The sequence below is a fragment of the Streptomyces sp. WMMB 714 genome, assembly GCF_900090125.1.
Classification (GTDB): Bacteria; Actinomycetota; Actinomycetes; order Streptomycetales; family Streptomycetaceae; genus Streptomyces; species Streptomyces daqingensis.
In genome coordinates this window covers 411,117-437,070 of the sequence record NZ_FMHJ01000003.1, presented here as the reverse complement: position 1 = coordinate 437,070, position 25,954 = coordinate 411,117, and the positions used below count along the sequence as shown (strand labels likewise).

At 70.5% G+C, this 25,954-nt stretch carries 19 protein-coding genes; 17 read left to right on the top strand and 2 right to left on the bottom strand.

The genetic code is table 11. The features are described from left to right. The first annotated feature begins 26 nt into the window (after positions 1 to 26). From H181DRAFT_RS07275 to clpX, 3 genes are all read left to right on the top strand, one after another. On the top strand, positions 27 to 629 hold the full coding sequence (locus tag H181DRAFT_RS07275) for an ATP-dependent Clp protease proteolytic subunit (RefSeq protein WP_107068703.1): 603 nt from the start codon (positions 27 to 29) through the stop codon (positions 627 to 629). A 64-nt stretch (positions 630 to 693) separates the two neighbouring features. Next, positions 694 to 1,410 carry an ATP-dependent Clp protease proteolytic subunit gene (locus H181DRAFT_RS07270; RefSeq protein ID WP_045863372.1) on the top strand — a complete coding sequence of 239 codons (717 nt, stop codon included), beginning with the start codon at positions 694 to 696 and terminating at the stop codon, positions 1,408 to 1,410. Between the two features lie 151 nt (positions 1,411 to 1,561). Beyond that, positions 1,562 to 2,848 (top strand): ATP-dependent Clp protease ATP-binding subunit ClpX, encoded by a 1,287-nt coding sequence (gene clpX / locus H181DRAFT_RS07265; protein ID WP_045863371.1) that lies wholly within the window; start codon positions 1,562 to 1,564, stop codon positions 2,846 to 2,848. A 113-nt stretch (positions 2,849 to 2,961) separates the two neighbouring features. On the opposite strand, the gene H181DRAFT_RS07260 is transcribed toward clpX, so the two are convergent. Both H181DRAFT_RS07260 and H181DRAFT_RS07255 read right to left on the bottom strand, forming a co-directional pair. After that, positions 2,962 to 3,687, bottom strand: coding sequence for a hypothetical protein (locus tag H181DRAFT_RS07260; protein ID WP_052708485.1), 726 nt, complete (start codon positions 3,685 to 3,687; stop codon positions 2,962 to 2,964). A gap of 78 nt (positions 3,688 to 3,765) precedes the next feature. Continuing rightward, positions 3,766 to 4,701 carry a hypothetical protein gene (locus H181DRAFT_RS07255; RefSeq protein WP_045863552.1) on the bottom strand — a complete coding sequence of 312 codons (936 nt, stop codon included), beginning with the start codon at positions 4,699 to 4,701 and terminating at the stop codon, positions 3,766 to 3,768. Between the two features lie 161 nt (positions 4,702 to 4,862). Between H181DRAFT_RS07255 and H181DRAFT_RS07250 the strand changes: the two genes are divergently transcribed. From H181DRAFT_RS07250 to H181DRAFT_RS07190, 14 genes are all read left to right on the top strand, one after another. Continuing rightward, the gene (locus H181DRAFT_RS07250; protein ID WP_045863370.1) at positions 4,863 to 7,505 is read left to right on the top strand and encodes a valine--tRNA ligase; all 2,643 of its coding nucleotides are present in this window, start codon (positions 4,863 to 4,865) and stop codon (positions 7,503 to 7,505) included. A 316-nt stretch (positions 7,506 to 7,821) separates the two neighbouring features. Then, the gene (locus tag H181DRAFT_RS07245; protein ID WP_254666753.1) at positions 7,822 to 9,291 is read left to right on the top strand and encodes a bifunctional tetrahydrofolate synthase/dihydrofolate synthase; all 1,470 of its coding nucleotides are present in this window, start codon (positions 7,822 to 7,824) and stop codon (positions 9,289 to 9,291) included. Next, complete coding sequence (locus H181DRAFT_RS07240) at positions 9,291 to 9,641, top strand: DUF4233 domain-containing protein (protein ID WP_045863369.1); 351 nt, start codon at positions 9,291 to 9,293, stop codon at positions 9,639 to 9,641. The genes H181DRAFT_RS07245 and H181DRAFT_RS07240 overlap by 1 nt, the downstream gene beginning before the upstream one ends. Positions 9,642 to 9,731: 90 nt before the next feature. Beyond that, the gene (gene ndk / locus H181DRAFT_RS07235; protein ID WP_045863368.1) at positions 9,732 to 10,145 is read left to right on the top strand and encodes a nucleoside-diphosphate kinase; all 414 of its coding nucleotides are present in this window, start codon (positions 9,732 to 9,734) and stop codon (positions 10,143 to 10,145) included. 303 nt (positions 10,146 to 10,448) lie between these two features. Continuing rightward, positions 10,449 to 11,468: a rod shape-determining protein gene (locus tag H181DRAFT_RS07230; RefSeq protein ID WP_045863550.1), complete on the top strand. Its 1,020-nt coding sequence runs from the start codon at positions 10,449 to 10,451 to the stop codon at positions 11,466 to 11,468. Positions 11,469 to 11,615: 147 nt separating this feature from the next. Beyond that, entirely contained in the window at positions 11,616 to 12,554 is a 939-nt protein-coding gene (gene mreC / locus H181DRAFT_RS07225) for a rod shape-determining protein MreC (RefSeq protein ID WP_045863367.1), read from the top strand. 3 nt (positions 12,555 to 12,557) lie between these two features. Beyond that, positions 12,558 to 13,316, top strand: coding sequence for a rod shape-determining protein MreD (gene mreD / locus H181DRAFT_RS07220; RefSeq protein WP_045863366.1), 759 nt, complete (start codon positions 12,558 to 12,560; stop codon positions 13,314 to 13,316). Then, positions 13,313 to 15,475, top strand: a complete 2,163-nt coding sequence (gene mrdA, locus H181DRAFT_RS07215) for a penicillin-binding protein 2 (RefSeq protein ID WP_045863365.1) — start codon at positions 13,313 to 13,315, stop codon at positions 15,473 to 15,475. Before mreD ends, mrdA begins: the two co-directional genes overlap by 4 nt. Next, the gene (rodA, locus tag H181DRAFT_RS07210) at positions 15,472 to 16,671 is read left to right on the top strand and encodes a rod shape-determining protein RodA (RefSeq protein WP_045863364.1); all 1,200 of its coding nucleotides are present in this window, start codon (positions 15,472 to 15,474) and stop codon (positions 16,669 to 16,671) included. Before mrdA ends, rodA begins: the two co-directional genes overlap by 4 nt. A gap of 88 nt (positions 16,672 to 16,759) precedes the next feature. After that, the gene (locus H181DRAFT_RS29340) at positions 16,760 to 16,915 is read left to right on the top strand and encodes a hypothetical protein (RefSeq protein WP_158715419.1); all 156 of its coding nucleotides are present in this window, start codon (positions 16,760 to 16,762) and stop codon (positions 16,913 to 16,915) included. 83 nt (positions 16,916 to 16,998) lie between these two features. Beyond that, a complete protein-coding gene (locus tag H181DRAFT_RS07205; RefSeq protein WP_045863363.1) occupies positions 16,999 to 18,921 on the top strand; it encodes a TIGR03960 family B12-binding radical SAM protein in 1,923 nt (640 codons plus the stop codon). A 77-nt stretch (positions 18,922 to 18,998) separates the two neighbouring features. Further along, the gene (locus H181DRAFT_RS07200) at positions 18,999 to 20,246 is read left to right on the top strand and encodes a hypothetical protein (RefSeq protein WP_052708484.1); all 1,248 of its coding nucleotides are present in this window, start codon (positions 18,999 to 19,001) and stop codon (positions 20,244 to 20,246) included. A 123-nt stretch (positions 20,247 to 20,369) separates the two neighbouring features. Further along, complete coding sequence (locus H181DRAFT_RS07195; RefSeq protein WP_045863362.1) at positions 20,370 to 21,128, top strand: TIGR03936 family radical SAM-associated protein; 759 nt, start codon at positions 20,370 to 20,372, stop codon at positions 21,126 to 21,128. 475 nt (positions 21,129 to 21,603) lie between these two features. Further along, positions 21,604 to 25,926 carry a ribonuclease E/G gene (locus tag H181DRAFT_RS07190; RefSeq protein WP_074467751.1) on the top strand — a complete coding sequence of 1,441 codons (4,323 nt, stop codon included), beginning with the start codon at positions 21,604 to 21,606 and terminating at the stop codon, positions 25,924 to 25,926. Positions 25,927 to 25,954: the final 28 nt, after the last annotated feature.

Sequence of the window (25,954 nt, the reverse complement as noted above, 5' to 3'; positions counted from 1 at the left end):
GAGCAGGTGGACACGTGACGCTTCCGATGCCTTCCGCCGCCGCTGAGCACCTTGGTGGTGGCCTCGGCGACCAGGTCTACAACCGGCTGCTCAACGAGCGGATCATCTTCCTCGGGCAGCCCGTGGACGACGAGATCGCCAACCAGATCACCGCTCAGTTGCTGCTCCTTGCCGCCGACCCGGACAAGGACATCTTCCTCTACATCAACAGCCCCGGCGGATCGATCCAGGCGGGCATGGCGATCTACGACACCATGCAGTACATCAAGAACGACGTGGTCACCATCGCCATGGGCCTCGCCGCCTCGATGGGCCAGTTCCTGCTGAGCGCCGGCACCCCGGGCAAGCGTTTCGCGCTGCCGAACGCGGACATCCTCATCCACCAGCCCTCTGCCGGGCTGGCCGGTTCCGCGTCGGACATCAAGATCCACGCCGAGCAGCTTCTGCGTACGAAGAAGAAGATGGCGGAGCTGTCAGCACAGCACACCGGCCAGACGATCGAGCAGTGGACCAGGGACGCCGACCGCGACCGCTGGTTCTCCGCCGAGGAGGCCAAGGAGTACGGCCTGATCGACGAGGTGTACGGCAGGGCGGCCCAGCTTCCGGGCGGCGGCGGTACGGGCGCGTGAGCCGCGCCGCACGACCGCAGGCTCAACAGCACTACCGCAGTCAGCCCATCACCAGGAGGCTTCGATGACCAATCTTCACGGACGGCCCCTGCTGCCCGGACGCAGCGGCCGCACGGGCGCGGAGAGCGCGTACGCCTCCGAAGGCCGCTACACGGGCCCCGCCCCCGATTCCCGCTACATCGTCCCCCGCTTCGTGGAGCGCACGTCGCAGGGCGTGCGCGAGTACGACCCGTACGCGAAGCTCTTCGAGGAGCGGGTCATCTTCCTGGGCGTCCAGATCGACGACGCCTCGGCGAACGACATCATGGCGCAGCTGCTGTGCCTGGAGTCGATGGACCCCGACCGGGACATCTCGCTCTACATCAACTCCCCGGGCGGCTCCTTCACGGCGCTGACCGCGATCTACGACACGATGCAGTTCGTGAAGCCCGACATCCAGACGGTCTGCATGGGCCAGGCGGCCTCCGCCGCCGCCGTGCTGCTCGCCGCCGGTACGCCCGGCAAGCGGATGGCGCTGCCCAACGCCCGCATCCTGATCCACCAGCCCTACAGCGAGACGGGCCGGGGCCAGGTCTCCGACCTGGAGATCGCGGCGAACGAGATCCAGCGGATGCGCGTGCAGCTGGAGGAGATGCTGGCGAAGCACTCCACCAAGGAGATCGAGAAGATCCGCGACGACATCGAGCGGGACAAGATCCTCACCGCTGAGGAGTCGCTGGAGTACGGCCTGATCGACCAGATCGTCTCCACCCGCAAGTCCTCGGTCGGGATGGGCGTCTGACCCGTCCCCGCGTCACCCACCCCCTCGGGCCGCGTCCACCCGTCGGTCCGAGGGGGGCCCAATTCGGCGGCCCGGCAAGGTACCGTCGTAGAGCACGTACCACGGGCCGTCATAGCTGACGGTCCGGTCCCAGGCGAAGGGGAAGCACCTCGTGGCACGCATCGGTGATGGCGGCGATCTGCTCAAGTGCTCGTTCTGCGGAAAGAGCCAGAAGCAAGTCAAGAAGCTGATCGCAGGCCCAGGCGTGTACATCTGCGACGAGTGCATCGACCTGTGCAACGAGATCATCGAGGAGGAGCTCGCCGAGTCCTCCGAGGTGCGCTGGGACGAGCTTCCCAAGCCGCGTGAGATCTCGGAGTTCCTCGAGGGGTACGTGGTCGGCCAGGAGGCCGCCAAGAAGGCCCTCTCGGTGGCGGTGTACAACCACTACAAGCGCGTCCAGGCGGGCGAGAACGGCGGCCCCCAGGGCCGGGACGACGGCATCGAGCTGGCGAAGTCCAACATCCTGCTCCTCGGCCCGACCGGCTCCGGGAAGACGCTGCTCGCGCAGACGCTCGCCCGCATGCTCAACGTCCCCTTCGCCATCGCGGACGCGACGGCGCTGACGGAGGCGGGGTACGTCGGTGAGGACGTCGAGAACATCCTGCTCAAACTGATCCAGGCGGCGGACTACGACGTCAAGAAGGCCGAGACCGGGATCATCTACATCGACGAGATCGACAAGGTCGCCCGCAAGAGCGAGAACCCGTCGATCACCCGTGACGTCTCCGGTGAGGGCGTCCAGCAGGCCCTGCTGAAGATCCTGGAGGGCACCACCGCCTCGGTCCCGCCGCAGGGCGGACGGAAGCACCCCCACCAGGAGTTCATCCAGATCGACACGACGAACGTGCTGTTCATCGTCGGCGGCGCCTTCGCCGGCCTGGAGAAGATCATCGAGTCCCGCGCGGGAGCGAAGGGCATCGGCTTCGGCGCCACGATCCGCTCCAAGCGCGAGCTCGAGAACAGCAACCAGTTCGAGGACGTCATGCCGGAGGACCTGGTGAAGTTCGGGATGATCCCGGAGTTCATCGGCCGGCTCCCGGTGATGACGAGCGTCCACAACCTCGACCGCGAGGCGCTCCTCCAGATCCTGATGGAGCCGCGCAACGCGCTCGTCAAGCAGTACCAGCGCCTCTTCGAACTCGACGGCGTAGAGCTCGAGTTCGACCGTCCCGCTCTGGAAGCCATCGCCGACCAGGCGATCCTGCGGGGCACGGGTGCGCGCGGTCTCCGCGCCATCATGGAAGAGGTGCTGATGTCGGTGATGTACGAGGTGCCCTCGCGCAAGGACGTGGAGCGCGTGGTGATCACCGAAGAGGTCGTCCACTCGAACGTGAACCCGACTCTGGTGCCGCGTGCCCGCAACAACGACCAGGAGCGGCACGAGAAGAGCGCCTGATCCGTCTGCGGCGCGTCCGCTACAGCGAGGAGGGGTGACCGGCAGACTGCCGGTCACCCCTCCTCGCTTCCGTATCGGCGCGATCACGGGCCCCGCCCGGTCGCGACAGCCGCTCACTTCTTCTCGACGAGCGCCTCCTTGCGCACCTTCGCGACCAGCTCCGCGGACTTCTCCAGGTTCACCGGGAGGGTCGAAGTGCCGTCGCTCGTCAGGTTCATCGACGTCACCGTGCCCACGGTGCTCGCGTCGGCCCAGCCGCACATGGCCAGGCTCATGCTGGAGATCCTGTACTCGCGGCACTTGAGCACGTCACCGTCGAAACCGGCGGGGCTGAACGTCTCGAGCTTGCCCTTGGTCTTGGCGCCGGTCTCGGTCTTCAGTGACTTGCCGGACTGCTCGAAGACCCAGTCGACGGCCTTCTCCGGGTTCCGGACCGAGCCGTACGCTCCGCCGAGCTGGAGCTTCTTCGTCGTGCCCGCCTTGTACTCGGCGCTGACGTCCGCGCTGCTCTCCATCCCCGGGACCTTCTTCTCGCCGAAGGCCCGGCCGTCGCCCTTCTGGCCCTCGCCGTCGCGCTCGTACTCCCCGGCGAGCGTCTCGGGCGTCGTCAGCTCGTACTTGGTGTCGGCGCCGGGGCCGAACAGGACGACACCGCCGATCGCGGCGCCCACCAGTACCAGGGCACCCGCGGCGATGGCCATGATCCGGCCGTTGCCGCGCTTCTCAGCTGGATCCGGTGCGCCCGGCTGCCCTTGGGGCTCCGCCGGTCGGGCCGCGGGCTGGTCCGGCTGTGCGGGGTCGACCGGCTCGCCGTTCGCGCCGGTCCGGCTGTCACTCATCGTGGGGGGCCTCCATCGTTCCTGCGAAGGGCGCCCGGCGGAGTCTTGCCGGGCGCCCCGTTCCACCTGACCTGCGGGCTACTTGATCTCGACTCGCGCGTCGTCGCGCAGCTTCGTGGCCAGCTCCGCGGCCTCTTCCAACGTCATGCCCCTGCCCGTCAGCACCGCCGACGAGTCCTGTGCGGACACCATCGCCACCGTGCTGTGGTCGCCCCACATGCACAGCGGGGCCTCGAGGTCGGACGCGCCACTCGGGCTGGAGGCGCCGGAGCCGAGCGAGACCTTCACCATCTGGCACTTCATGACGGCGTCTTCGAGGCCGGCGGGCTCCAGCGTCTCGGGCTCGCCCTCCAGTTCGGCCTTGTTGCCGGAGGTCTCCGTGTTCCTCTCGGTCTCCTCGGCCATCATCGCGAAGGCCGTGTCGACGGTCGCCTCGGGATCCTCTACATCGCCCCACACGCCGCGGAAGTTGAGCTGCTTCACCGCCGTGCCGCTGCCGGCCTTGTACGAGCCGTAGGCGCTCTGCGGCTTGTCCACGCCGGCCTTCTCGAACTCGGAGAGGTCCGAGGCGCTGAGGTCGTTCGTGCCGCTCGCCAGCGTGTGCTTCTGGTACTCGGAGGCCACCGTCTCCGGCGACGTCAGCTTGTACTTCTTCCCGTCGCCGCCGACCGAGCTGCCGCCCGTCCCGAACAGCAGGAAACCTCCGACGATCGCGCCCACGACGACGAGGGAGCCGACCACGATGGCCACCGTCCTGCCCGTCTTGCTGCCGCCCTCCGGGGGCATGGGCATCCCCGGGATGCCCTGCTGGCCGTAAGCGCCGGGCTGGCCGTAGGGCCCGGGCTGACCGTAGGGCCCCTGCTGTCCCGGCGGTTGCTGCGGGTAGCCGGGACCGGGCTGCCCCGGCGCGGCCGGACCGCCCTGGGCGTACGGGTTCGGGCCCTGCGGCGGCTGGCCGTACGGGCCGGGCGGTGGCGGCTGCTGCCCGTAAGGGCCGGGCTGGTTGAAACTCATGCGGCGCATCCCCTCCGTTGTGATGTGCGTCGCACCGATGTTCTTTGCCGTGGACGCACTTACGCGGCGCTGACTACATCCTCGCGGACGCCGCCGACAGTGCTCCCACCGGTCCCCAAACCGATTCGAGACTGGGACATTGGCGCCCGTAGACTGCCGTCGTGACCGAGAACCCTCAGCAGCGCCCGGACTCCCGCGGGCCCAACGCAGCAGCCCCAGCAGACCTGCCGACGCAGTACGCACCGGCCGAGGTGGAAGGGGAGCTGTACGAGCGCTGGGTAGCGCGCGGTTACTTCGAGGCGGACCCGAAGAGCGACAAGCAGCCCTACACGATCGTCATCCCGCCTCCGAACGTCACGGGCTCCCTCCACCTCGGCCACGCCTTCCAGCACACGCTGATGGACGCCCTCACGCGCAGGAAGCGCATGCAGGGCTACGAGTCGCTGTGGCTGCCCGGCATGGACCACGCGGGCATCGCCACGCAGAACAAGGTCGAGCAGCAGCTCGGCGAAGAGGGCAAGTCCCGGCAGGACTTGGGGCGTGAGGCGTTCGTCGAGCGCGTCTGGCAGTGGAAAGAGGAGTACGGCGGCAAGATCCTCGGCCAGATGCGCCGCCTCGGCGACGGCGTCGACTGGACGCGCGAGCGCTTCACGATGGACGAGGGCCTCTCCCGCGCGGTCCAGACCGTCTTCAAGCAGATGTACGAGGACGGGCTGATCTACCGCGCCGAGCGCATCATCAACTGGTGTCCCCGGTGCCTCACGGCCATCTCCGACATCGAGGTGGAACACCAGGACGACGACGGCGAGTTGGTCTCGATCCGGTACGGCGAGGGCGAGGACTCCGTGGTCGTGGCGACCACCCGCGCCGAGACGATGCTCGGCGACACCGCCGTCGCCGTGCACCCGGACGACGAGCGGTACGCACACCTGCTCGGCAGGACGGTCAAGCTCCCGCTCACGGACCGCGCCATCCCCGTCGTCGCCGACGAGCACGTCGACCCGGAGTTCGGCTCCGGCGCCGTCAAGGTCACCCCGGCGCACGACCCGAACGACTTCGCGATCGGGCAGCGGCACGACCTTCCCTCGCTGACCGTCATGGACGAGCGCGGAGTGATCACCGCCCACGGCCCCTTCCAGGGCCTGGACCGCTTCGAGGCGCGCTCGTCGATCGTCGCCGCCCTCCGGGAGCAGGGCCGCATCACGGCGGAGAAGCGCCCGTACACGCACAGCGTCGGCCACTGCTCCCGGTGCAGCACCACCGTCGAGCCGCGCCTGTCCATGCAGTGGTGGGTCAAGGTCGGTCCGCTGGCGCAGGCCGCCGGCGACGCGGTCCGGGACGGACGCGTCAAGATCCACCCCGCGGAGATGTCGGCCCGCTACTTCGACTGGGTCGACAACATGCACGACTGGTGCATCTCCCGGCAGCTGTGGTGGGGCCACCGCATCCCGGTCTGGTACGGCCCGGACGGCGAGGTCCGCTGCCTCGGCCCCGACGAGCAGCCCCCGGCGGGGGAGGGCTGGACGCAGGACCCGGACGTCCTGGACACGTGGTTCTCCTCGGGCCTGTGGCCCTTCTCCACGCTCGGCTGGCCCGAACAGACCCAGGACCTGGCGAAGTTCTACCCGACGGACGTGCTGCTGACGGGCCACGACATCATCTTCTTCTGGGTCGCCCGGATGATGATGTTCGGCCTCTACGCGATGGACGGGGTCGCCCCGTTCCACACCATCGCGCTCACCGGTCTGGTGCGCGACGCCCACGGCAAGAAGATGTCGAAGTCCTTCGGCAACGTCGTGGACCCGCTGGACTGGATGGAGGAGTACGGCTCGGACGCCCTCCGCTTCACCCTCGCCAACGGCGCCAACCCCGGTACGGACGTGCCGATCGGCGAGGACTGGGTCAAGGCGTCCCGCAACTTCGCCAACAAGATCTGGAACGCCACCCGCTTCGCGCTGATGAACGGCGCCACGGTGGAGGGTCCGCTGCCGGACGCCTCGGAGATGTCGGCCACCGACCGCTGGATCCTCTCCCGCCTCAACTCGGTCGTCACCGAGGCCGACGGATACTACGACGACTACCAGTTCGCCAAACTCTCCGACACCCTCTACCACTTCGCGTGGGACGAGGTCTTCGACTGGTACGTCGAGCTGTCCAAGACGACCTTCGCCGCCGGCGGGCGTCCCGCAGAGGTCTCGCGCCGCGTCCTGGGCGAGGTCCTGGACGTCATGCTGCGCCTGCTGCACCCGGTGGTCCCGTTCGTCACCGAGTCGCTGTGGACGACGCTGACGGGCGGGGAGTCCGTCGTCGTCGCGTCCTGGCCGTCCGACTCGGGCTTCCGCGACGCGGAGGCCGAGCGCGAGATCGCCACGCTCCAGCAGACGGTCACGGAGGTCCGGCGCTTCCGCGCCGACCAGGGCCTCCAGCCGGGTCAGCGGGTCCCGGCCCGGCTGTCGCTGGACGGCACGGCCCTGGGGCCGCACGAGGCCGCGATCCGGCAGCTGCTGCGGCTGCAGCCGCCCGGCGAGGGCTTCCACGCCACCGCTTCGCTGCCGGTCGCGGGCGCCACGGTGGAGCTGGACCTCTCGGGCGTCATCGACGTCGAAGCGGAACGCAAGCGGCTGACGAAGGACCTCGGCGCCGCCGAGAAGGAGCTGCGTCAGACGACGGCCAAGCTGGAGAACGAGGGCTTCCTCGCGAAGGCTCCGGAGCAGGTGGTCGCCAAGATCCGCGAGCGCCGCAGCACGGCCGAGTCCGACATCGCCCGCCTCCAGCGGCAGCTGGAGCAGCTCCCGGCGTCCTGACGCCCGCGGTCGGGGGCGCGGCGGGCGCACTCGCTCCCCGGCCGTCTTCTCCGGCGCAGCCACGGTGCCGTCCCCTCCGCTCCGGGCGGCGGGACGGCACCGGCCGCGGTTCGGGGCGCCCGCGGCCCCTACGTAGACTGGCCGCGTGAGTGACCAGCCCCAGCCCCCCGAGAACGGCCCCGGCGACGACCACGACCGGGAGGCTCCCGGCATCCCCGGCTTCCCCGGCTTCCCCGGACTCCCGGGGACCGAGCCGTCCGATCCCTCCGACCCGTCCGAGCCGGCCGACCCGTCCGAGCCCTCCGAGTTCGAAGAGATCGTCGGCGCGGAAACGGACCGGGACCCGGATCTCGCCGTCATCGAGGCGGGCAGCCGCACCCTCCGCGCGCAGGCGGGCCCGCCGCAGGCCGACGTCGTTCCCGGGCGCCCCGAGGACCCCGAGACGGACCGGGCGCTGCGCGAGGTCGAGGCCGAACTGGCCACTCGCTGGCCGGAGACCAAGCTCGATCCGTCGGTGGAGCGCATCGCGGCGCTGATGGACGTCCTGGGCGAGCCGCAGCGCACCTATCCGTCCATCCACATCACCGGCACCAACGGCAAGACCAGCACCGCGCGGATGATCGAGGCCCTGCTGAGCGCCTTCGACCTGCGTACGGGCCGCTACACCTCGCCGCACGTCCAGTCGATCACCGAGCGCATCAGCGTGGACGGGGCGCCCCTCCCCGCCGAGCGCTTCGTCGAGACGTACCAGGACGTCAAGCCGTTCGTCGACATGGTCGACACGCAGCAGTCGTACCGCCTGTCCTTCTTCGAGGTCCTGACCGGCATGGCCTACGCGGCCTTCGCCGACGCCCCTGTGGACGTCGCGGTCGTCGAGGTGGGCATGGGCGGCACCTGGGACGCCACGAACGTCATCGACGCCGGCGTCTCCGTCATCACGCCCATCTCCCTCGACCACGTGGCCCGTCTCGGCGACACCCCGGAGAAGATCGCGGGGGAGAAGTCCGGGATCGTCAAGCAGGGCGCGACGGTGGTGCTGGCCCAGCAGCCCGTCGAGGCGGCGTCGGTGGTGCTGAAGCGCGCCGTCGAGGTGGATGCCACGGTGGCCCGCGAGGGTCTCGAGTTCGGCGTGGTCTCGCGTGAGGTGGCCGTCGGCGGGCAGCTGATCACGCTGCGCGGTCTGGGCGGCGAGTATCCGGAGCTCTTCCTGCCGATGCACGGCGCGCACATGGCGCACAACGCGGCCGTCGCGCTGGCCGCGGTGGAGGCGTTCTTCGGCGTCGGCGCCAAGGAGGGCGGGGGCCGCACGCTCGACGCGGACATCGTCCGCCAGGCGTTCGCCTCCGTCTCCTCGCCCGGCCGCCTCGAGGTCGTACGGACGAGCCCCACCATCGTCCTCGACGCCGCCCACAACCCGGCCGGGGCGCGGGCAGCCGCCGAGGCCGTCGGTGAGGCGTTCAGTTTCAGCCACCTCGTGGGTGTCGTGGGGCCGAGCAACGACAAGGACGTGAAGGGCGTGCTGGAGGCCTTCGAGCCGGTCTTCGCCGAGGTCGTCGTGACCCGCAACTCCACCCATCGGGCCATGGACGTCGACGCGCTGGCAGCCGTCGCCGTCGAGGTCTTCGGCGAGGACCGCGTGCAGGTCGAGCCGCGCCTCGACAGCGCGCTGGAGGAGGCGATCACCCTCGCGGAGGGCGAGGGCGAGTACGCCGGGGCGGGCGTGCTGGTCACGGGGTCGGTCATCACCGCCGGCGAGGCCCGGCTCCTGCTGGGGAGGGACCGCTAGTGCGCACACTCTGCGCGAGCACGCTGCTGGGCGAGTTCTTCGTGATCGGCTTCGCCGGTCTCGTCGCGATGCGTACGAGCGATCTGTCCGCTGCGACTGTCTGGTCGGTTTCGGGCGCAGCGATGCTGCTGTGCCTGCTGCTGTGCGGAATGCTGACCCGAAAGGGTGGTGTCCAGCTCGGCTGGGCGCTGCAACTGGCTCTCGTGATCTCGGGATTCGTCGTTCCGACGATGTTCTTCCTCGGCGCCTGCTTCGCCGGACTGTGGTGGGCGTCCGTGCATTTCGGAAGAAAGGTGGACGAGGCGAAGGCCGCCCGCGCCGGTCTCGGCACCGAACCTGACACTGCGTGACGGGCGCCGTCGCCGTCCGTGTAACCTCTGCTCACCCGCAAACCGCTGTACCGCATCTCCGCAGTACCGCTTTCTCAAGGAGCCCCCGCCATGAGCCAGCGCACACTCGTCCTTTTCAAGCCCGACGCCGTACGCCGTGGCCTCATCGGTGAACTTCTCGGCCGTATCGAGAGCAAGTCCGGCTGGAAGGTCGCGGCGCTGGAACTGCGCACTCTGGAGAAGGAGACCCTGGAGCAGCACTACGCGGAGCACGTCGGCAAGCCCTTCTACGAGCCGCTCGTGGAGTTCATGCAGTCCGGTCCCTCGGTCGTCCTCGTGGTCGAGGGGGAGCGAGTCATCGAGGGCGTGAGGGCGCTGGCGGGGCCGACGGACCCGATTGCCGCAGCACCGGGCTCCATTCGGGGCGACTTCGGCACGATCGTGCGGGAAAATCTGATTCACGCCTCCGACTCCGAAGAGTCCGCCGAGCGCGAGTTGAAGATTTTTTTCCCGGACTTTAGCTAACCTCTGCTGACGCATCATCAGTCGTCAATGCCCTGATGACCTGGGGCGACCGACAATTTCCGGTCGCCCTTCGGCATATGCGACGGTGTTGCTGGGAACGCATCACCCCGACACGACGTCACTGATTACAGGGACGACGGCTGTTGCGCCGACAATGGCGGGACACCCTTGCTACGTGTTCGAGTGACCGCGTCTACGATGGAACCTCGCGTCTCCACAGCGTTAGCGCGGACACCCTCTCCTGCCGTCCTCCCACATACATCGCTCCAGTTGGAAGGCCAGACGCATCCTATGGCGAACAACATGTCGTTCATCGGCCGTGATATGGCTGTCGACCTCGGGACCGCCAACACGCTGGTGTACGTCAGGGGTCGCGGGATCGTCCTCAACGAGCCGTCGGTCGTCGCCATCAACACCAACACCGGGGGCATCCTGGCGGTCGGCGCCGAGGCGAAGAAGATGATCGGCCGCACCCCCGGCAACATCGTGGCTGTGCGTCCTCTGAAGGACGGCGTCATCGCCGACTTCGAGATCACGGAGCGGATGCTCCGCTACTTCATTCTCAAGATCCACAAGCGGCGTTATCTCGCGCGCCCGCGCGTGGTCATCTGCGTGCCCTCCGGTATCACCGGGGTCGAGCGCCGTGCCGTGATCGAGGCGTCCACGCAGGCGGGCGCCCGGCAGGTGCACATCATCGAGGAGCCGATGGCCGCGGCGATCGGCTCCGGGCTCCCCGTGCACGAGGCCACCGGCAACATGGTCGTCGACATCGGTGGCGGCACCACCGAGGTGGCCGTGATCTCGCTCGGGGGCATCGTCACGGCCCAGTCGATCCGCGTCGCGGGCGACGAGCTGGACAACGCGATCATCCAGCACATCAAGAAGGAGTACAGCCTCCTGCTCGGCGAGCGCACCGCCGAGAGCATCAAGATCACCATCGGTTCCGCGCACTCGCTGGAGAAGGACGAGCACACCGAGATCCGCGGGCGCGACCTGGTCAGCGGCCTCCCCAAGACGGTCGTCATCTCGGCCGCGGAGGTGCGCAAGGCCATGGAGGAGCCGGTCAACGCCATCGTCGACGCGGTGAAGACCACGCTCGACAAGTGCCCGCCGGAGCTGTCCGGAGACGTCATGGACCGCGGGATCGTGCTCACCGGCGGCGGTGCGCTGCTGCGCGGTCTGGACGAACGGCTCCGCAGCGAGACGGGCATGCCGATCCACATCGCCGAGGACCCGCTGGACTCCGTCGCTCTGGGGTCCGGCAAGTGCGTCGAGGAGTTCGAGGCGCTGCAGCAGGTGCTCGACTCCCAGCCGCGGCGATGAGCTGAACACAACGGTCTGCCGTGCGGTCCTCCGCATGAAGCACCACCAGTCCGCACAGCGGATCGTTGAACGTACCGGGGCCGGGGTTCGACGGCTCCGGTACGAGAACCGGTCCGACTGACTGAGGGAAAGGCACGGCCGCCGCACGTGAGGGACACCCGAGAGAGCCGGCTGCTGCTCGTCCTTCTGATCGCCATCGCGTTCGCGCTGATCACGGTGGACATCAGGAAGGGCGAGCAGTCTCCGATGGACAGCGCGCGGCGAGTCGCCGCCTCAGCGTTCGGGCCTGTGGAGAACGGGGTGTCGGCGGCCGTCGACCCCGTGGGCAACTCCATCGCCGCGGTCCGCGACTCGGGTGTGCGGCACGACCGTATAAGCCGTCTCGAGGCGGAGAACGCGCGGCTGAAGCAGGAGCTGGGTTCGGACGACCGGCACCGTGCGCGTTCCAAGGAGCTCGACAGGCTGCTGAAGACGGCCGGCGCCGGCGGCTACGGCATCAAGGGCGCCCAGGTCATCGGCATCGGCGCCGCGCAGGGCTTCTCGTGGACCGTCACGATCGACGCCGGCCGCGCCGACGGGCTCGTCCGCGACATGACGGTCATCAACGGCGACGGCCTCGTGGGGCGCGTGACCACGGTGGGCCCGTCCACGGCGACCGTGCTTCTCGCCAACGACCCGGATTTCTCCGTCGGTACGCGGATGGAGAAGAGCAGCGAGCTGGGCTTCGCGACCGGCCGCGGGGGCGACCAGATGACCGTGCAGCTCCTCAACGGCAAGTCGGAGGTGAAGAAGGGCGACCGGATAGTGACTTTCGGCTCCCGCAACAACAAGCCGTTCGTCCCCGGCGTGCCGGTGGGCAAGGTCACCAAGGTGGACCGGACCGGCGGTGACCTCACCCGGAGCGTCAGCGTCCGTCCGTTCGTCGGCTTCAGCAAGCTCGACATCGTCGGTGTGGTCGTCAAGCCTCCGCGCGAGGACCCGCGTGACGAGGTGCTGGACGCCAACAAGCCCGCCAAGCCCAAGCCCGCCCCCACGGTGACCGTCACCAAGACCCCGAGCCCCAGCGCCTCGGCATCCAGGAGCTGACCGATGCACCTCAACCGGATTCTGCTCTCGGCCGTCCTCGTCGTCGGCGCACTGATCGTCCAGGTGAGTGTGCTCGCGAGGCTGCAACTGCCCGGCGCCGTACCGGATCTGCTGCTGCTGGTCGTGCTGGGGCTCGCGATGGTCTACGGCCACACGGCGGGTGCGCTCACGGGCTTCGCGGGCGGGCTCCTCGCCGACCTCGCGCCTCCCGCCGAGCACGCCGTGGGGCGCTACGCGCTGGTGCTGTGCGTCATCGGCTACGCCGCGGGCCTGACCAAGCCCGACAACGGGCAGCACCGCTCGGCGACGGTGCCGATGCTCGTCGTCGCCAGCGCCGCGGTCAGTTCCACGCTGCTGTACGCGGGCGTCGGCACGCTCGTCGGTGACACCGCGGCCGGCCGGGTCGGGCTCCTCCCGCTGCTGCTGACCGCCACTCTCTACGACCTGCTGCTCGCGCCGTTCGTCGTCCCGGCCCTCATGTGGCTGGCCAGGCGCACCGAGCGGGCACCGATCACGTCCGACGCGTCGGGCGTGGGAAGCATGGGCAGAGGGGACAAGGCGGCCTACGGCTGGCTCAGTTCGGGCACCGGACTGCAGATCGGCGGCAGCAGCAGCCTCTTCGGCAAGGGCCGCAACGGCGGCACGGTACGCAACGCGCGCAACGGCAAGGCGGTCCGGATGGGGATCCAGCGGGGCAGTCTGCTGGACCGGCCGGGGCGGAAGGGCAAGGGCGGAAAGATCAAGGGGGTCAAACGGCTGTGAGCAACCTTCCGGAGACCGGGCGCACTCACCGCGTGAACATCCGGCTCGTCGCCATCCAGATCCTCGTCATGTCGCTGCTGCTCACTCTCGGCGGACGCCTGTGGTACCTCCAGGTCCGCAACGGTGAGGAGTACCAGAAGGAGGCGGCGGGCAACCACGTCCAGCAGGTCGTGCAGCCCGCCACACGCGGTTCGATCCTGGACGCCAGGGGCGTGCCCATCGCCGACAACGAGACGCGTCTGGTGGTCTCCGCGTCCCGCACCGAGCTGATGAAGATGGACGACGGCGGCAAGGCCGTGCTCACCCGGCTCGCCGGCGTCCTCGACATGAACCCGAAGACGGTGCAGGAGAAGGTGCGGCTGTGTGACGCGAAGACGCCGCAGCCGTGCTGGAACGGTTCGCCCTACCAGCCCATCCCGGTCACGGACGAAGCGACCACGCAGCAGGCCCTCCAGATCCGCGAGCGTGCGGAGGACTTCCCGGGCATCACCGCCGAACCCACCGCCGTCCGCCGGTATCCCGCTCCTTACGGGGCCGGCACGTCGCAGGTGCTCGGCTACCTCTCGCCGGTCACCGACGAGGAGATCGAGAAGGCGAAGGACACCGACTCGCCTTTCCTCTCCTCCGACGAGATCGGCCGCTCCGGCCTGGAGCGCACCTACGACAGCATGCTGCGCGGCAGTTCCGGTGTGACGCGCTACGAGGTGGACAACCTCGGACGCGTCATGGGGCGTGCCAAGAGCGACAAGGCGAAGCCCGGTTCGAGCCTGGTGACGAGCATCGACTCCCGGGTGCAGGCGGTCACCGAGCAGGAGCTGCTGACGGCGATGAAGAACGCCCGCAAGCAGCACGACGACAACACCAACAAGAACTACAAGGCCGACGCGGGCGCTGCCGTCGTCATGGAGAACAAGACCGGCCGCGTGGTCGCGATGGCGTCCAACCCCGACTACGACCCCAACGCGTGGGTCGGCGGGATCTCCGGCGGCCAGTACAAGAAGCTCACCGGGAAGAAGTCCAACTATCCGCTGCTGAACCGCTCCATCCAGGGCCTGTCGGCTCCCGGTTCGGTCTTCAAGGTGATCTCCACGGCCGCCGCGGTGAAGGCGGGCAACAAGTTCGACGGCAACTACGACTGCTCGTCCTCGTACAGCGTCGGCGGCCAGGTCTTCAAGAACTACGAGTCCGAGAGCCACGGCACGATCAACCTGGGGCGGGCGCTCGAGGTCTCCTGCGACACCGTCTTCTACGACCTGGCCTACAAGCAGTGGCTGAAGGACGGCGGGAACAAGCCGAAGAAGGACACCAAGGACTGGTTCTACAAGATCGCGCACGAGTTCGGCCTCGGCAAGGAGACCGGCGTCGACCTCCCCAACGAGGTCACCGGCCGTGTTCCCGACCGGCAGTGGAAGAAGGACTACTGGGAGGCGAACAAGGACGCCTGGTGCAAGCAGGCCAAGAACCCCAAGTCCTACGCCGACAAGATCGCCAAGGAGAACTGCGTCTCCGGCATGAAGATGCGCGCCGGTGACAGCGTCAACTACTCGATCGGGCAGGGCGACACCCTCGTCACACCGATCCAGATGGCGACCATCTACGCCGCGATCGCCAACGGCGGCACGCTGCTCGACCCGACGCTCGGCAAGGCCACGATGAGCCCGGACGGCAAGGCCATAAAGGAGATCGAGCCGAAGTCGCACGGCAAGCTGCCGGTCAGCAAGAAGACGCTGAAGAAGATGGACGCGGCACTCGCCGGCGTCGCCGAACGCGGCACGGCGGCCTGGCGGTTCGGGGACGCCGGATGGCCCCAGGACAAGATCAAGATGCACGCCAAGACGGGTACGGCCGAGGTCGCCGGCAAGCAGACGACGTCCTGGTTCTCGACGTACACCAAGGACTACACGATCGTGATGACGATCTCCCAGGGTGGTACGGGCTCCGGGGCCTCCGGCCCGGCTGTGCGCAATATCTACAACGCGATCTACGGCGTCGACTCGAAGGGTGAGATCGACGAGGACAGCGCGCTGCTGCCCCACCCGGAGAAGGACCTTCCGAAGGTCGACGAGCACGGCAACATCGAGGCCCGGCACGACGACGAGTTCAAGGAGCGTGCGAAGCGGGCCGTCGCCGGCGCACCGGACGCGGGAGCCGCTGGATGAGCACGCACTCGTACTCCCTCGGGGGATACGGCCCGCAGAAGCGTTCGGCATGGGTCAAGCTGACTGCCCGCGACTCCGCGGTCTGGCGGCTGGACTGGGTGATGGTGCTGTCCGGGGTGGCGCTGTCCGTCGTGGGTTCGCTGCTGGTGTGGTCCGCCACCCGCAACCGCACCGACCTCAACCACGGGGACCCGTACTACTTCCTGACCCGGCACGTCCTCAGCCTTGTCGTCGGTGTGCTGCTGATGGCGCTGACGGTGTGGGTCGGGCACCGGCGCCTGCGAGGGGCCGTGCCGTTCCTCTACGGGGCCTCGGTCCTGCTGGCCCTGCTGGTGCTCACCCCGCTGGGCGCGACGATCAACGGACAGCGCGCGTGGCTCCACCTGGGCGGCGGGTTCTCGCTGCAGCCCGCGGAGTTCATCAAGATCACGATGGTCCTGGGCATGGCGATGCTCCTGGCCGCGAAGGTGGACGCGGGGGACAGGGAGCATCCCGACCACCGCACCGTGCTCCAGGCGCTGGGTCTGGCGGCCGCACCGATCCTGATCATCGTGCTGATGCCGGACCTCGGTTCGGTGATGGTGCTGGTGATGATCGTGCTCGGCGTGCTGCTCGCGTCCGGGGCGTCCAACCGCTGGATCGTCGGACTGTGCGTGGCGGGCGCGGGCGGGGCCGTACTGGTGTGGGCGCTCGGGCTGCTCGACCAGTACCAGATCAACCGCTTCGCCGCCTTCGCCAACCCCGCGCTCGACCCGGCGGGCGTCGGGTACAACACCAACCAGGCGCGTATCGCCGTCGGTTCCGGCGGACTCACCGGCAAGGGCCTCTTCAAGGGCTCGCAGACCACCGGCCAGTTCGTCCCCGAGCAGCAGACCGACTTCGTCTTCACCGTCGCGGGGGAGGAACTGGGCTTCCTGGGCGGCGCGTTGATCATCTTCCTGCTGGGCGTGCTGATCTGGCGGGCCTGCCGCATCGCGCGGGAGTCGACGGAGCTGTACAGCACGATCGTCGCCGCGGGCGTGATCGCCTGGTTCGCGTTCCAGTCGTTCGAGAACATCGGGATGACGCTGGGCATCATGCCGGTCGCGGGGCTGCCGCTGCCGTTCGTCTCCTACGGCGGTACGTCGATGTTCGCGGTGTGGATCGCGCTGGGGCTGCTGCAGTCGATCAGAGTGCAGCGTCCCGTCTCGGCGTAGCGGCGACCGCAGTTCCCGCGGTCGCTCCCGCGGTCCTTCCCGCGGTCCTTCCCGGTGGTGTCGACGTGGCGCTGCCGCCGGGGAGCCGGTGTCCGCCGGGGAGCTGACCGTCGCGGCACGGCTCAGCCCCGCCGCGACGACGTCCGTGATCGGCCGGGACCAACTCGCGCTCATCAGCGAATTCCTGGAGAGGGCCCGCCGCGTCCAGGAGGAGCAGACGGCCCGTCCGAAGGGGCGGGCCTGAGACGGGCGCGGTCCCGCTTCCCCGTCCGCGTTACGCTGAATGGTCACCTGCACCGCGAACGCGCCCTGAGTCGAGGAACCCCCATGCCAGTCGAGTCGGTCTTCCCGCGCCTGGAGGCCCTCCTTCCCCATGTCCAGAAGCCCATCCAGTACGTCGGCGGTGAGCTGAACTCCACCGTCAAGGACTGGGACAGCTGCGACGTCCGCTGGGCGCTGATGTACCCCGACGCCTACGAGGTGGGGCTGCCCAACCAGGGCGTCATGATCCTCTACGAGGTGCTCAACGAGCGCGAGGGCGTACTGGCGGAGCGCACCTACAGCGTGTGGCCCGACCTGGAGAAGCTGATGCGGGAGCACGAGGTCCCGCAGTTCACGGTCGACGCGCACCGCCCGGTCGGCGAGTTCGACGTGCTGGGCGTGTCCTTCGCCACCGAGCTCGGGTACACCAACCTGCTGACGGCCCTGGAACTGTCCGGCATCCCGCTGGAGACCGCGGACCGCGGTGACGAGCACCCGATCGTCATGGCGGGCGGTCACGCGGCCTTCAACCCCGAGCCCATCGCGGACTTCATCGACTGCGCGGTCGTGGGCGACGGCGAGCAGGCCGTGCTGGAGGTCAGCGACATCATCCGCGCCTGGAAGCAGGAGGGCCGCCCCGGAGGGCGGGACGAACTGCTGCTGCGGCTTGCGAAGACCGGAGAGGTCTACGTCCCCAAGTTCTACGACGTGGAGTACCTGCCCGACGGGCGCATCGCCCGCGTCGTCCCGAACCGGACGGGCGTCCCGTGGCGCGTCGCCAAGCGCACCGTGATGGACCTGGACGAATGGCCGTACCCGAAGCAGCCGTTGGTGCCCCTGGCCGAGACGGTCCACGAGCGCATGTCCGTGGAGATCTTCCGCGGCTGCACGCGCGGCTGCCGGTTCTGCCAGGCGGGGATGATCACCCGTCCGGTCCGTGAGCGCTCCATCACCGGGATCGGCGACATGGTGGAGAAGGGCCTGAAGAGCACCGGCTTCGAAGAAGTCGGCCTGCTCTCGCTCTCCTCGGCCGACCACAGCGAGATCGGCGACGTGGCCAAGGGCCTCGCGGACCGGTACGAAGAGGACAAGATCGGCCTCTCCCTGCCCTCGACCCGTGTGGACGCCTTCAACATCGACCTGGCCAACGAGCTGACCCGCAACGGCCGCCGCTCCGGCCTCACCTTCGCCCCCGAGGGCGGCAGCGAACGCATCCGCAAGGTCATCAACAAGATGGTCTCGGAGGAGGACCTGATCCGGACCGTCGCCACGGCCTACGGCAACGGCTGGCGGCAGGTGAAGCTGTACTTCATGTGCGGGCTCCCCACCGAAACCGACGAGGACGTGCTGCAGATCGGCGACATGGCCGTCAACGTCATCGCCAAGGGCCGCGAGGTCGCGAAGTCCAACGACATCCGCTGCACCGTCTCCATCGGCGGCTTCGTCCCCAAGCCGCACACGCCCTTCCAGTGGGCTCCGCAGCTCTCCGCTGAGGAGACGGACGAACGGCTCGGCAAGCTGCGCGAGAAGATCCGCGGCGACAAGAAGTACGGCCGCTCCATCGGCTTCCGGTACCACGACGGCAAGCCCGGCATCGTCGAGGGCCTGCTCTCCCGCGGAGACCGCCGCGTCGGTGCCGTCATCCGTGAGGTCTTCGAGCGGGGCGGACGGTTCGACGGCTGGCGCGAGTACTTCAGCTACCAGCTGTGGATGGACAGCGCCGCACACGCCCTCCCGGCGTACGGCGTGGACGTCGACTGGTACACGACGCGGGAGCGCACGTACGAGGAGGTCCTGCCCTGGGACCACCTCGACTCCGGCCTCGACAAGGACTGGCTCTGGGAGGACTGGCAGGACGCCCTCGACGAGACCGAGGTCGAGGACTGCCGCTGGACGCCGTGCTTCGACTGCGGCGTGTGCCCGCAGATGGACACCGAGATCCAGATCGGGCCGACGGGCAAGAAGCTGCTGCCGCTGACGGTCAAGTAGGCAACGAAAGGGCCACGGAGGAGAGTTCGGGCTCAACCCGGCGAACCGGCGGGAGGCGGCCGCGCGTCCTGCCAGGCATGAGCGACGCCCCGGAACGCCTGCCGGTCTCCCTGGCCAAGGACCCTGCCGCCGGGGGCCCCGCTCTCGGCCCCGCCTCCGGCGGCGCTCCTGCCGCCGGTCCCGCCGCTTCCGGCCCCCCGTCGCCGGAGGGCTGCGTGGCGGTCGTCGTCCGCGTCCCGGTGCGGATCGTGACGCTGCTGCTCGTCCTCCCCGTACGGATGCTGTGGGACGCCCTGGCGGTGTGCGGGCGGGCGTTGAAGCGCACCCTGTGGGTGCCGTTCGCCCGCGCGACGGGCCGGGTGTGGGACGCCGTCCTCGCGCCGGTGCTCCACGCGGTCTTCGTCTGGCCGTGGACAGCGCTGTGGCACTACGTCCTCGCCCCCGTCGGCCGCGGCGCCGCGTGGCTCGCGGCGCTCGCGGGCAGCGGGATCGCGGCCGCGGCGCGGGCGATCGGCGCCGCGCTGGCCTGGCTCGGACGGACGCTTCTCGTCATCCCGGCCACCTGGCTCTACCGGCAGGTGCTGACACCCGTCGGGCACGGGATGCTCGCCGCTCTGCGGGGCGCGGGCTGGGGGCTCGCGTGGCTGGGCCGGTACGCGCTGCTCGTACCCGGCAAGGCGCTCTGGGCGGCGGCCGTATGGCTGGTGGGGCTGCTCGTCGTCGTCCCGGCGGTCTTCCTGTACCGCTGGGTGCTGACCCCGTTGGGGCACGGCGTGGTCGCGGCCGTCCGCGCGGTGGGGGCCGCGCTGGCGTGGCTCTGGCGGTACGCGGTCCTCGCGCCCTGCGGCTTCGTGTACCGCTGGATCCTCGCGCCGGTGGGCCGGGCGGCCGCCGTCGCCGCGAGAGAGGTCGCGGACGCCCTCGGCCATGCGTGGCGCGTGGCAGGACGGATCTCGCGGGCGGTGTTCCGGTTCATCGGCGCGGTGCTCCGCTTCCTCGTCGTGGACCCGGTCGTGTGGGTGTGGCGGAACGCCGTCCGCCCCCTCGGGCGCGGCCTCCGCGACCACGTGTGGCGGCCGGTCGCGCGGACCTTGCGCGAAGCCGGCCGCAGTGTGCGGGCGGCGTTCGCCGCCGCGCGGGACTCCGTACGGCAGACCCGGGCCGAACTGCGCAGGGCCCTGTTCGGTGCGCCGTCCGGGCCGGAGCGGCAGCCCCTGCCCGGCAACGGGCGCGTACCCTGGGGCGCAGGATCACCGCACGGGCGTGCGTCGGCGCCGAAGACACCGGCCCGACAGCGTGACGATGCGGACTTCCGCACCCTTTGAAGACGCTTGACATCCGTACATGCGAAGGGCGGCCGTCTCCCACGCGCTGCCGCCCCGCACCAGGTACCGAGGAGAGAACCACTGGGCAAGCGACAGCCCGAAGGCCCGCCGCCCGCACTCGCCGTGCAGCGCGTGCGCCTGCGTTACACCAAGCGCGGCCGCCTCCGGTTCACCAGCCATAGAGACTTCCAGCGCGCGTTCGAGCGTGCGCTGCGCCGAGCGGACGTGCCCATGGCGTACTCCGCCGGGTTCACACCGCACCCGAAGGTCTCCTACGCCAATGCCGCACCCACCGGCACGGGCAGCGAGGCCGAATATCTGGAGATCGCCCTCACCGAGCGCCGTGAGCCGCAGGAGCTGCGCTCCATGCTGGACACGTGCATGCCGACCGGTCTCGACATCGTCGACGCCGTGGAGGTGCGCACCTCCGACTTCACCGACCGCCTGGAGGCTTCCGAATGGGAGCTCCGGCTCCCCGGAGTGGAGCCCGGAGAGGCGTCCGACGCCGTCGGGAAGTTCCTCGCGGCGGAGTCGGTCGAGGTCGAGCGGCGTACGAAGAAGGGCATCCGCACCTTCGACGCCCGGGCCGCCGTCACCTCGCTGACCTCAGCGGAAGCACCGGTCGGCGAAGGGGCCGATGGTCCGCGCGGCGAACCCTGTGCGATACTGCGCTTGGTGGTACGGCACCTGACACCTGCTGTACGACCCGACGACGTCCTGTCCGGCCTCCGAGCTACGGCCGACCTGGCGCCGCCGGTCCCGGCAGCGGTGACCAGGCTGGCGCAGGGGCCGCTCGATGAGGAGACCGGCACGGTGACCGACCCGTTGGCGCCCGACCGCGACGCACCCCTCGTTGCGACGGCGCCGGGCGGCAGCGCGTAGGCCAGGGGCCTGGAGGATCACCGTTGAAAGCGCCACCGCTGACGCAGGCACCAGGGAGCCACCCGGGTCCGCGTGACGGCAGGCAGGCGCACCGACCAGCAGACTTTCGCCGGAGCCGGGCCGCAGGCAGGGCCCGGGACCGGCGTTGAGACAACAGCTCCCGTGTGGCGCCCGCGCCCCGGAGCGCGGCCCCGCCCGGTGGTGTGGGCCGTGACCGGACAAGAAGAGGCGCGGCGCCCGGGAGCGTGACGGGAGAACCGCCCGCATGCTCGAACCGAACAACGAAAGCGCAGCCGAGGAGAACGCGGGGCAGTCCCCGCAGCCGGCGGAACCGCTTCGGACTCCTGGGACGGGAGACGCCGCAGCGCAGACTCCCGGGCAGGGCTCCGCATCGCCCAGCGACACCCTTCCGCCGCGGCGCCGCCGCGCGGCGACCCGCCCCGCGGGCCCCCCTGAGCCGTCGGCCGCTCCCGAGGTGACCACCACGGCAGGGACGACGGCCCCGGCAGGTGCCGCGGACGCCGTGGCCGACGCCCCGGCCGCGGCGAGCGCCGCCGCCGGCAACGAGAGCCGCGTGGAGAGCGCGCCGCCCGCCCCGCGCAGGCGCCGTGCCACCCGCAGGGCCAGCGCCCCCGCGGGAACACCGAGCGTGGACGAAACGGCAGCCGCGGAGCAGGTCGTCGCACCTCAGGCGGCGCGGCCGGCCGAGGCGGACGCTGCCGCGGACGCCGGATCGGGGACCGCCGCGGAGCCTGCGGCACCGGCCGCTCCGCGCCGCCGCACCCGCCGGGCCAGCGCGCCCGCGGGCGCGCCCGTGGCGGCGGAGACCGCCGCGGCGGACGAAACGGCAGCCGCGGAGCCGGCCCGCGCCGAGGGCGAGACGGACGAGAGCACCGCCACCGAGGCGGGCGCCGGATCTGCTTCCCGTACGAGGCGGCGGACCACCAGGAAGACGAGCTCGCCGTCCGCGAGCGAGCCCGAGAGCACGGACGGCGCGAGCACGGACGGCGCGAGCACGGACGGCGGAAGCGCGTCCGGCGAGCAGGGGAGCGACAGCGCGGCCGGGAAGTCCGCGGACTCCGGCGAAGCACCCCGGCGGGCCCGCAGGACGCGCGCGTCCTCGAAGGCCACGGACGACGCGACGGCCGCCGCACCCGTGGGAGGTGCGGCGTCCCCCGAGGGCGGCGCCGCCTCCGCGGAGAAGTCCGGGGGCGAGAGCGCCGGAGAGGAGAACGGCGGCCGTACCCGGCGCCGCGCGACTCGCAAGAGCGCCTCCTTCACCGCGCCGCCCGCCGTCCACGACGACTCCCGGTACGGGAACGCCGACGAGCCCGCGCGGGCCGGCAAGCCGGCCGTGGCGCCGGTCGCCGTCTTCCAGGCGCCGGTCTTCACCGAGCCCGCGTTCCAGACCCCGCAGACCGCGGCCGCGGAGGCCGCGGCGGGCGCCGCCGAGGACGAGGACGAGGACGAGTTCGACGAGACCGCGGAAGAGGAGGAGACCCCGCAGGCCGAGGGTCCGCGCCGCCGGTCCCGCCGCCGCCGTGGGGACTCCTCCGGCAGCGGCCAGGAGGGCAAGGGCGACGGCCGTCGCGACAGGGCCGAGCAGGAAGAGGACTCCGCCGAGGCCGGCGAGGAGTCCCAGGACGGAGACGACGAGCTCGCCGAGGGGCAGGACGAGCGTCCCGCGCGCCGTCGCCGCAGGGGCGGCCGCCGCCGTCGCCGCGGTGACAGCGGCGACGCCGGCCAGGACGAATCGCCCGAGGAGGGCGAGGAGGGCCGGGGCGGCCAGGGCCGCTCCCGCGGCGGGCGCTCCGCCGACGACGGCACCGACGGCGAGGGAGACGAGGCCGAGGGCTCGGCCGGCTCCGCCGAGGACGGCGACGAGGACGAGGGCGGTTCCGGCGCGGGTTCCACCAGCAGCTCCCGCCGTCGCCGCCGTCGCCGCCGCCGCGGTGGCGACTCGGGCGAGTCCGCGAGCGACGCCGGCGGAGACGACCCGGAGCGCACGGTCGTCAAGATCCGCGAGCCCCGCCGCAAGAAGGACGAGCCCGTCGACGAGGTGCAGGCGATCAAGGGATCGACGCGCCTCGAGGCCAAGAAGCAGCGCCGCCGGGAGGGCCGCGAGCAGGGCCGTCGCCGGGTGCCGATCATCACCGAGGCCGAGTTCCTGGCGCGGCGTGAGGCCGTCAAGCGGGAGATGATCGTCCGGCAGAGCGGCGAGCGTACGCAGATCGCCGTCCTCGAGGACGACGTGCTGGTCGAGCACTTCGTGAACAAGGAGCAGGCGACGTCGTACGTCGGCAACGTCTACCTGGGCAAGGTGCAGAACGTCCTGCCGTCCATGGAGGCCGCCTTCGTCGACATCGGCAAGGGCCGCAACGCCGTCCTCTACGCCGGTGAGGTCAACTTCGAGGCGCTGGGCATGGCCAACGGCCCGCGCCGGATCGAGACCGCCCTCAAGTCCGGCCAGTCGGTGCTGGTGCAGGTCACCAAGGACCCGATGGGCCACAAGGGCGCCCGCCTGACCAGCCAGGTCTCGCTGCCCGGCCGCTACCTGGTGTACGTCCCCGAGGGGTCGATGACGGGTATCAGCCGCAAGCTGCCCGACACCGAGCGGTCGCGGCTGAAGCAGATCCTGAAGAAGGTCGTCCCGGAGGACGCCGGCGTCATCGTGCGCACGGCCGCCGAGGGCGCCAGCGAGGACGAGCTGCGCCGCGACGTCGAGCGCCTGCAGGCGCAGTGGGAGGACATCCAGCGCAAGGCGCAGAAGGGCAACGCCCCGACGCTGCTGTACGGCGAGCCGGACATGACCGTGCGGGTCGTGCGCGACATCTTCAACGAGGACTTCTCGAAGGTCATCGTCAGCGGCGACGAGGCGTGGGAGACGATCCACGGCTACGTCTCGCATGTCGCGCCGGACCTGTCGGAGCGGCTGAAGAAGTGGTCCTCGGACGTCGACGTCTTCGCCACGTACCGCATCGACGAGCAGCTGATGAAGGCGCTGGACCGCAAGGTGTGGCTGCCGAGCGGCGGTTCGCTCGTCATCGACCGGACCGAGGCGATGATCGTCGTCGACGTCAACACCGGCAAGTTCACCGGCCAGGGCGGCAACCTGGAGGAGACGGTCACCAGGAACAACCTGGAGGCGGCCGAGGAGATCGTGCGCCAGCTCCGGCTGAGGGACCTCGGCGGCATCATCGTGATCGACTTCATCGACATGGTGCTGGAGTCCAACCGGGACCTGGTGCTGCGGCGCCTGCTGGAGTGCCTCGGGAGAGACCGTACGAAGCATCAGGTCGCCGAGGTGACGTCGCTCGGTCTGGTGCAGATGACGCGCAAGCGGGTCGGGCAGGGGCTGCTGGAGTCCTTCTCCGAGCAGTGCGTGCACTGCAACGGGCGCGGCGTGCTCGTGCACATGGAGCAGCCTTCCGCGCAGGGCGGCAAGAAGGGCAAGAAGAAGGGCGGAAAGGGGAACGGCGGCCAGCAGTCCCAGGCTCCGGCGCAGCCGCACCCCGTACCGCTGAACGAGCCCGAGCAGGGCGGCGACACGTCGCAGGGCGGCGGCCGTGCGGCGGCGAAGGAGCAGAAGGCAGCGGCGTCGGCGCCGGTGGAGTTCACGCCCGACGACGATCTGTACAGCTCCGTCAGCGAGGCCGAGGCGTCCGCCGGAGGCCGGGGCGGACGGTCCCGGCGCCGGGGCAGCCGCAAGGCGAGTGCCCCGCAGGGAGCACCGCAGGACAGCGCCGCCAAGCAGGAGGCCGCGCAGGCGAAGGCCGGCGAGGCGGCGGCCGCCGACAAGAGAGAGCCCGACCGGAAGCAGCCCGAGGGCAGTCGCGCGGGAGACGCGGCGGAGCAGTCACCGTCGTCGGACGAGAGCACCCCGAAGGGGGCCGCCGACCCGGGAAACGGCCGAGGCCGCTCGCGGACCGGTTCCGGAGCTGGTGGCGGGGACGCCGCCGCTGAGGGGACCGGCGCGGGCGGCCTGAAGACCACGGCCCGCTCCGACGCGGAGGCTTCGCCGGCGTCCACCGGCGAAGCCGCTTCCGGGACCGCAGCCCCCGCCGCGCGTACGCGTCGCCGGGCGAGCCGCAAGGCGTCCGCTCCGGCGGGTTCGCCGCCTGCCTCGGACGAGGGCACCGTGACCGTCGTCGCCGCGAAGGCCGATGAGCAGTCCGCGCAGCCGGATTCCGGTGCGCAGGCCGCAGCTGTGGCGGACGCATCCGCGACTGCCGCGTCTGCCGAGACTGAGCAGACGGCGAAGGTCGTCTCGGAGCCCGCTCCGGTCCGTTCGCGCCGCAGGGCCAGCCGCAAGGCCTCGGCCCCGGCGGGTTCACCGCCGGTGTCCGACGAGGCGGGAGCCATCGTGCTCCGCGCGTCGGAGGCCGCGTCCGGCACGCAGCCTGTGGACGAGTCGGTGGCGAAGGTCGTCTCGGAGCCCGCCCCGGTGCGTCCGCGGCGCCGTGCCACGCGGAGCGTGTCGGCCCCGGCGGGTTCCCCGGAGTCCGCGGAGGACGAGGGCGCTTCCGGCGGCACGCAGACTCCCGACGGCGCGGACGCGCCGGTGAAGAAGGCGGCCGCGAAGAAGGCCCCGGCGAAGAAGACGGCCGCGAAGAAGACGGCGAAGAAGGCCGCTTCGACGCGGAAGTCGTCCGCTGCGAAGAGGACGGCCGCTGCCGAGCAGGACGCGCCCTCCTCCGTCTCGGCGTCCGCCGGGGAGCCGTCCGGCACGGAGGGGCAGTCCGCCGCACAGGGGCCGTCCGCCACGCAGGGGCAGGGCGAAGCCGCGTCCGAAGGCTGACCCGGCAGACCGGCGCGGCCGCGGAGCG

Excerpts from the sequence above, each read along its gene's own strand:
- mreD (WP_045863366.1), top strand. The coding sequence starts at position 12,558 with ATGCACCTCAACCGGATTCTGCTCTCGGCCGTCCTCGTCGTCGGCGCA.
- H181DRAFT_RS07205 (WP_045863363.1), top strand. The coding sequence starts at position 16,999 with ATGCCAGTCGAGTCGGTCTTCCCGCGCCTGGAGGCCCTCCTTCCCCAT.
- H181DRAFT_RS07270 (WP_045863372.1), top strand. The coding sequence starts at position 694 with ATGACCAATCTTCACGGACGGCCCCTGCTGCCCGGACGCAGCGGCCGC.
- H181DRAFT_RS07275 (WP_107068703.1), top strand. The coding sequence starts at position 27 with ATGCCTTCCGCCGCCGCTGAGCACCTTGGTGGTGGCCTCGGCGACCAG.
- H181DRAFT_RS07230 (WP_045863550.1), top strand. The coding sequence starts at position 10,449 with ATGTCGTTCATCGGCCGTGATATGGCTGTCGACCTCGGGACCGCCAAC.
- H181DRAFT_RS07200 (WP_052708484.1), top strand. The coding sequence starts at position 18,999 with ATGAGCGACGCCCCGGAACGCCTGCCGGTCTCCCTGGCCAAGGACCCT.
- ndk (WP_045863368.1), top strand. The coding sequence starts at position 9,732 with ATGAGCCAGCGCACACTCGTCCTTTTCAAGCCCGACGCCGTACGCCGT.
- rodA (WP_045863364.1), top strand. The coding sequence starts at position 15,472 with ATGAGCACGCACTCGTACTCCCTCGGGGGATACGGCCCGCAGAAGCGT.
- H181DRAFT_RS07255 (WP_045863552.1), bottom strand. The coding sequence starts at position 4,701 with ATGAGTTTCAACCAGCCCGGCCCTTACGGGCAGCAGCCGCCACCGCCC.
- H181DRAFT_RS07260 (WP_052708485.1), bottom strand. The coding sequence starts at position 3,687 with ATGAGTGACAGCCGGACCGGCGCGAACGGCGAGCCGGTCGACCCCGCA.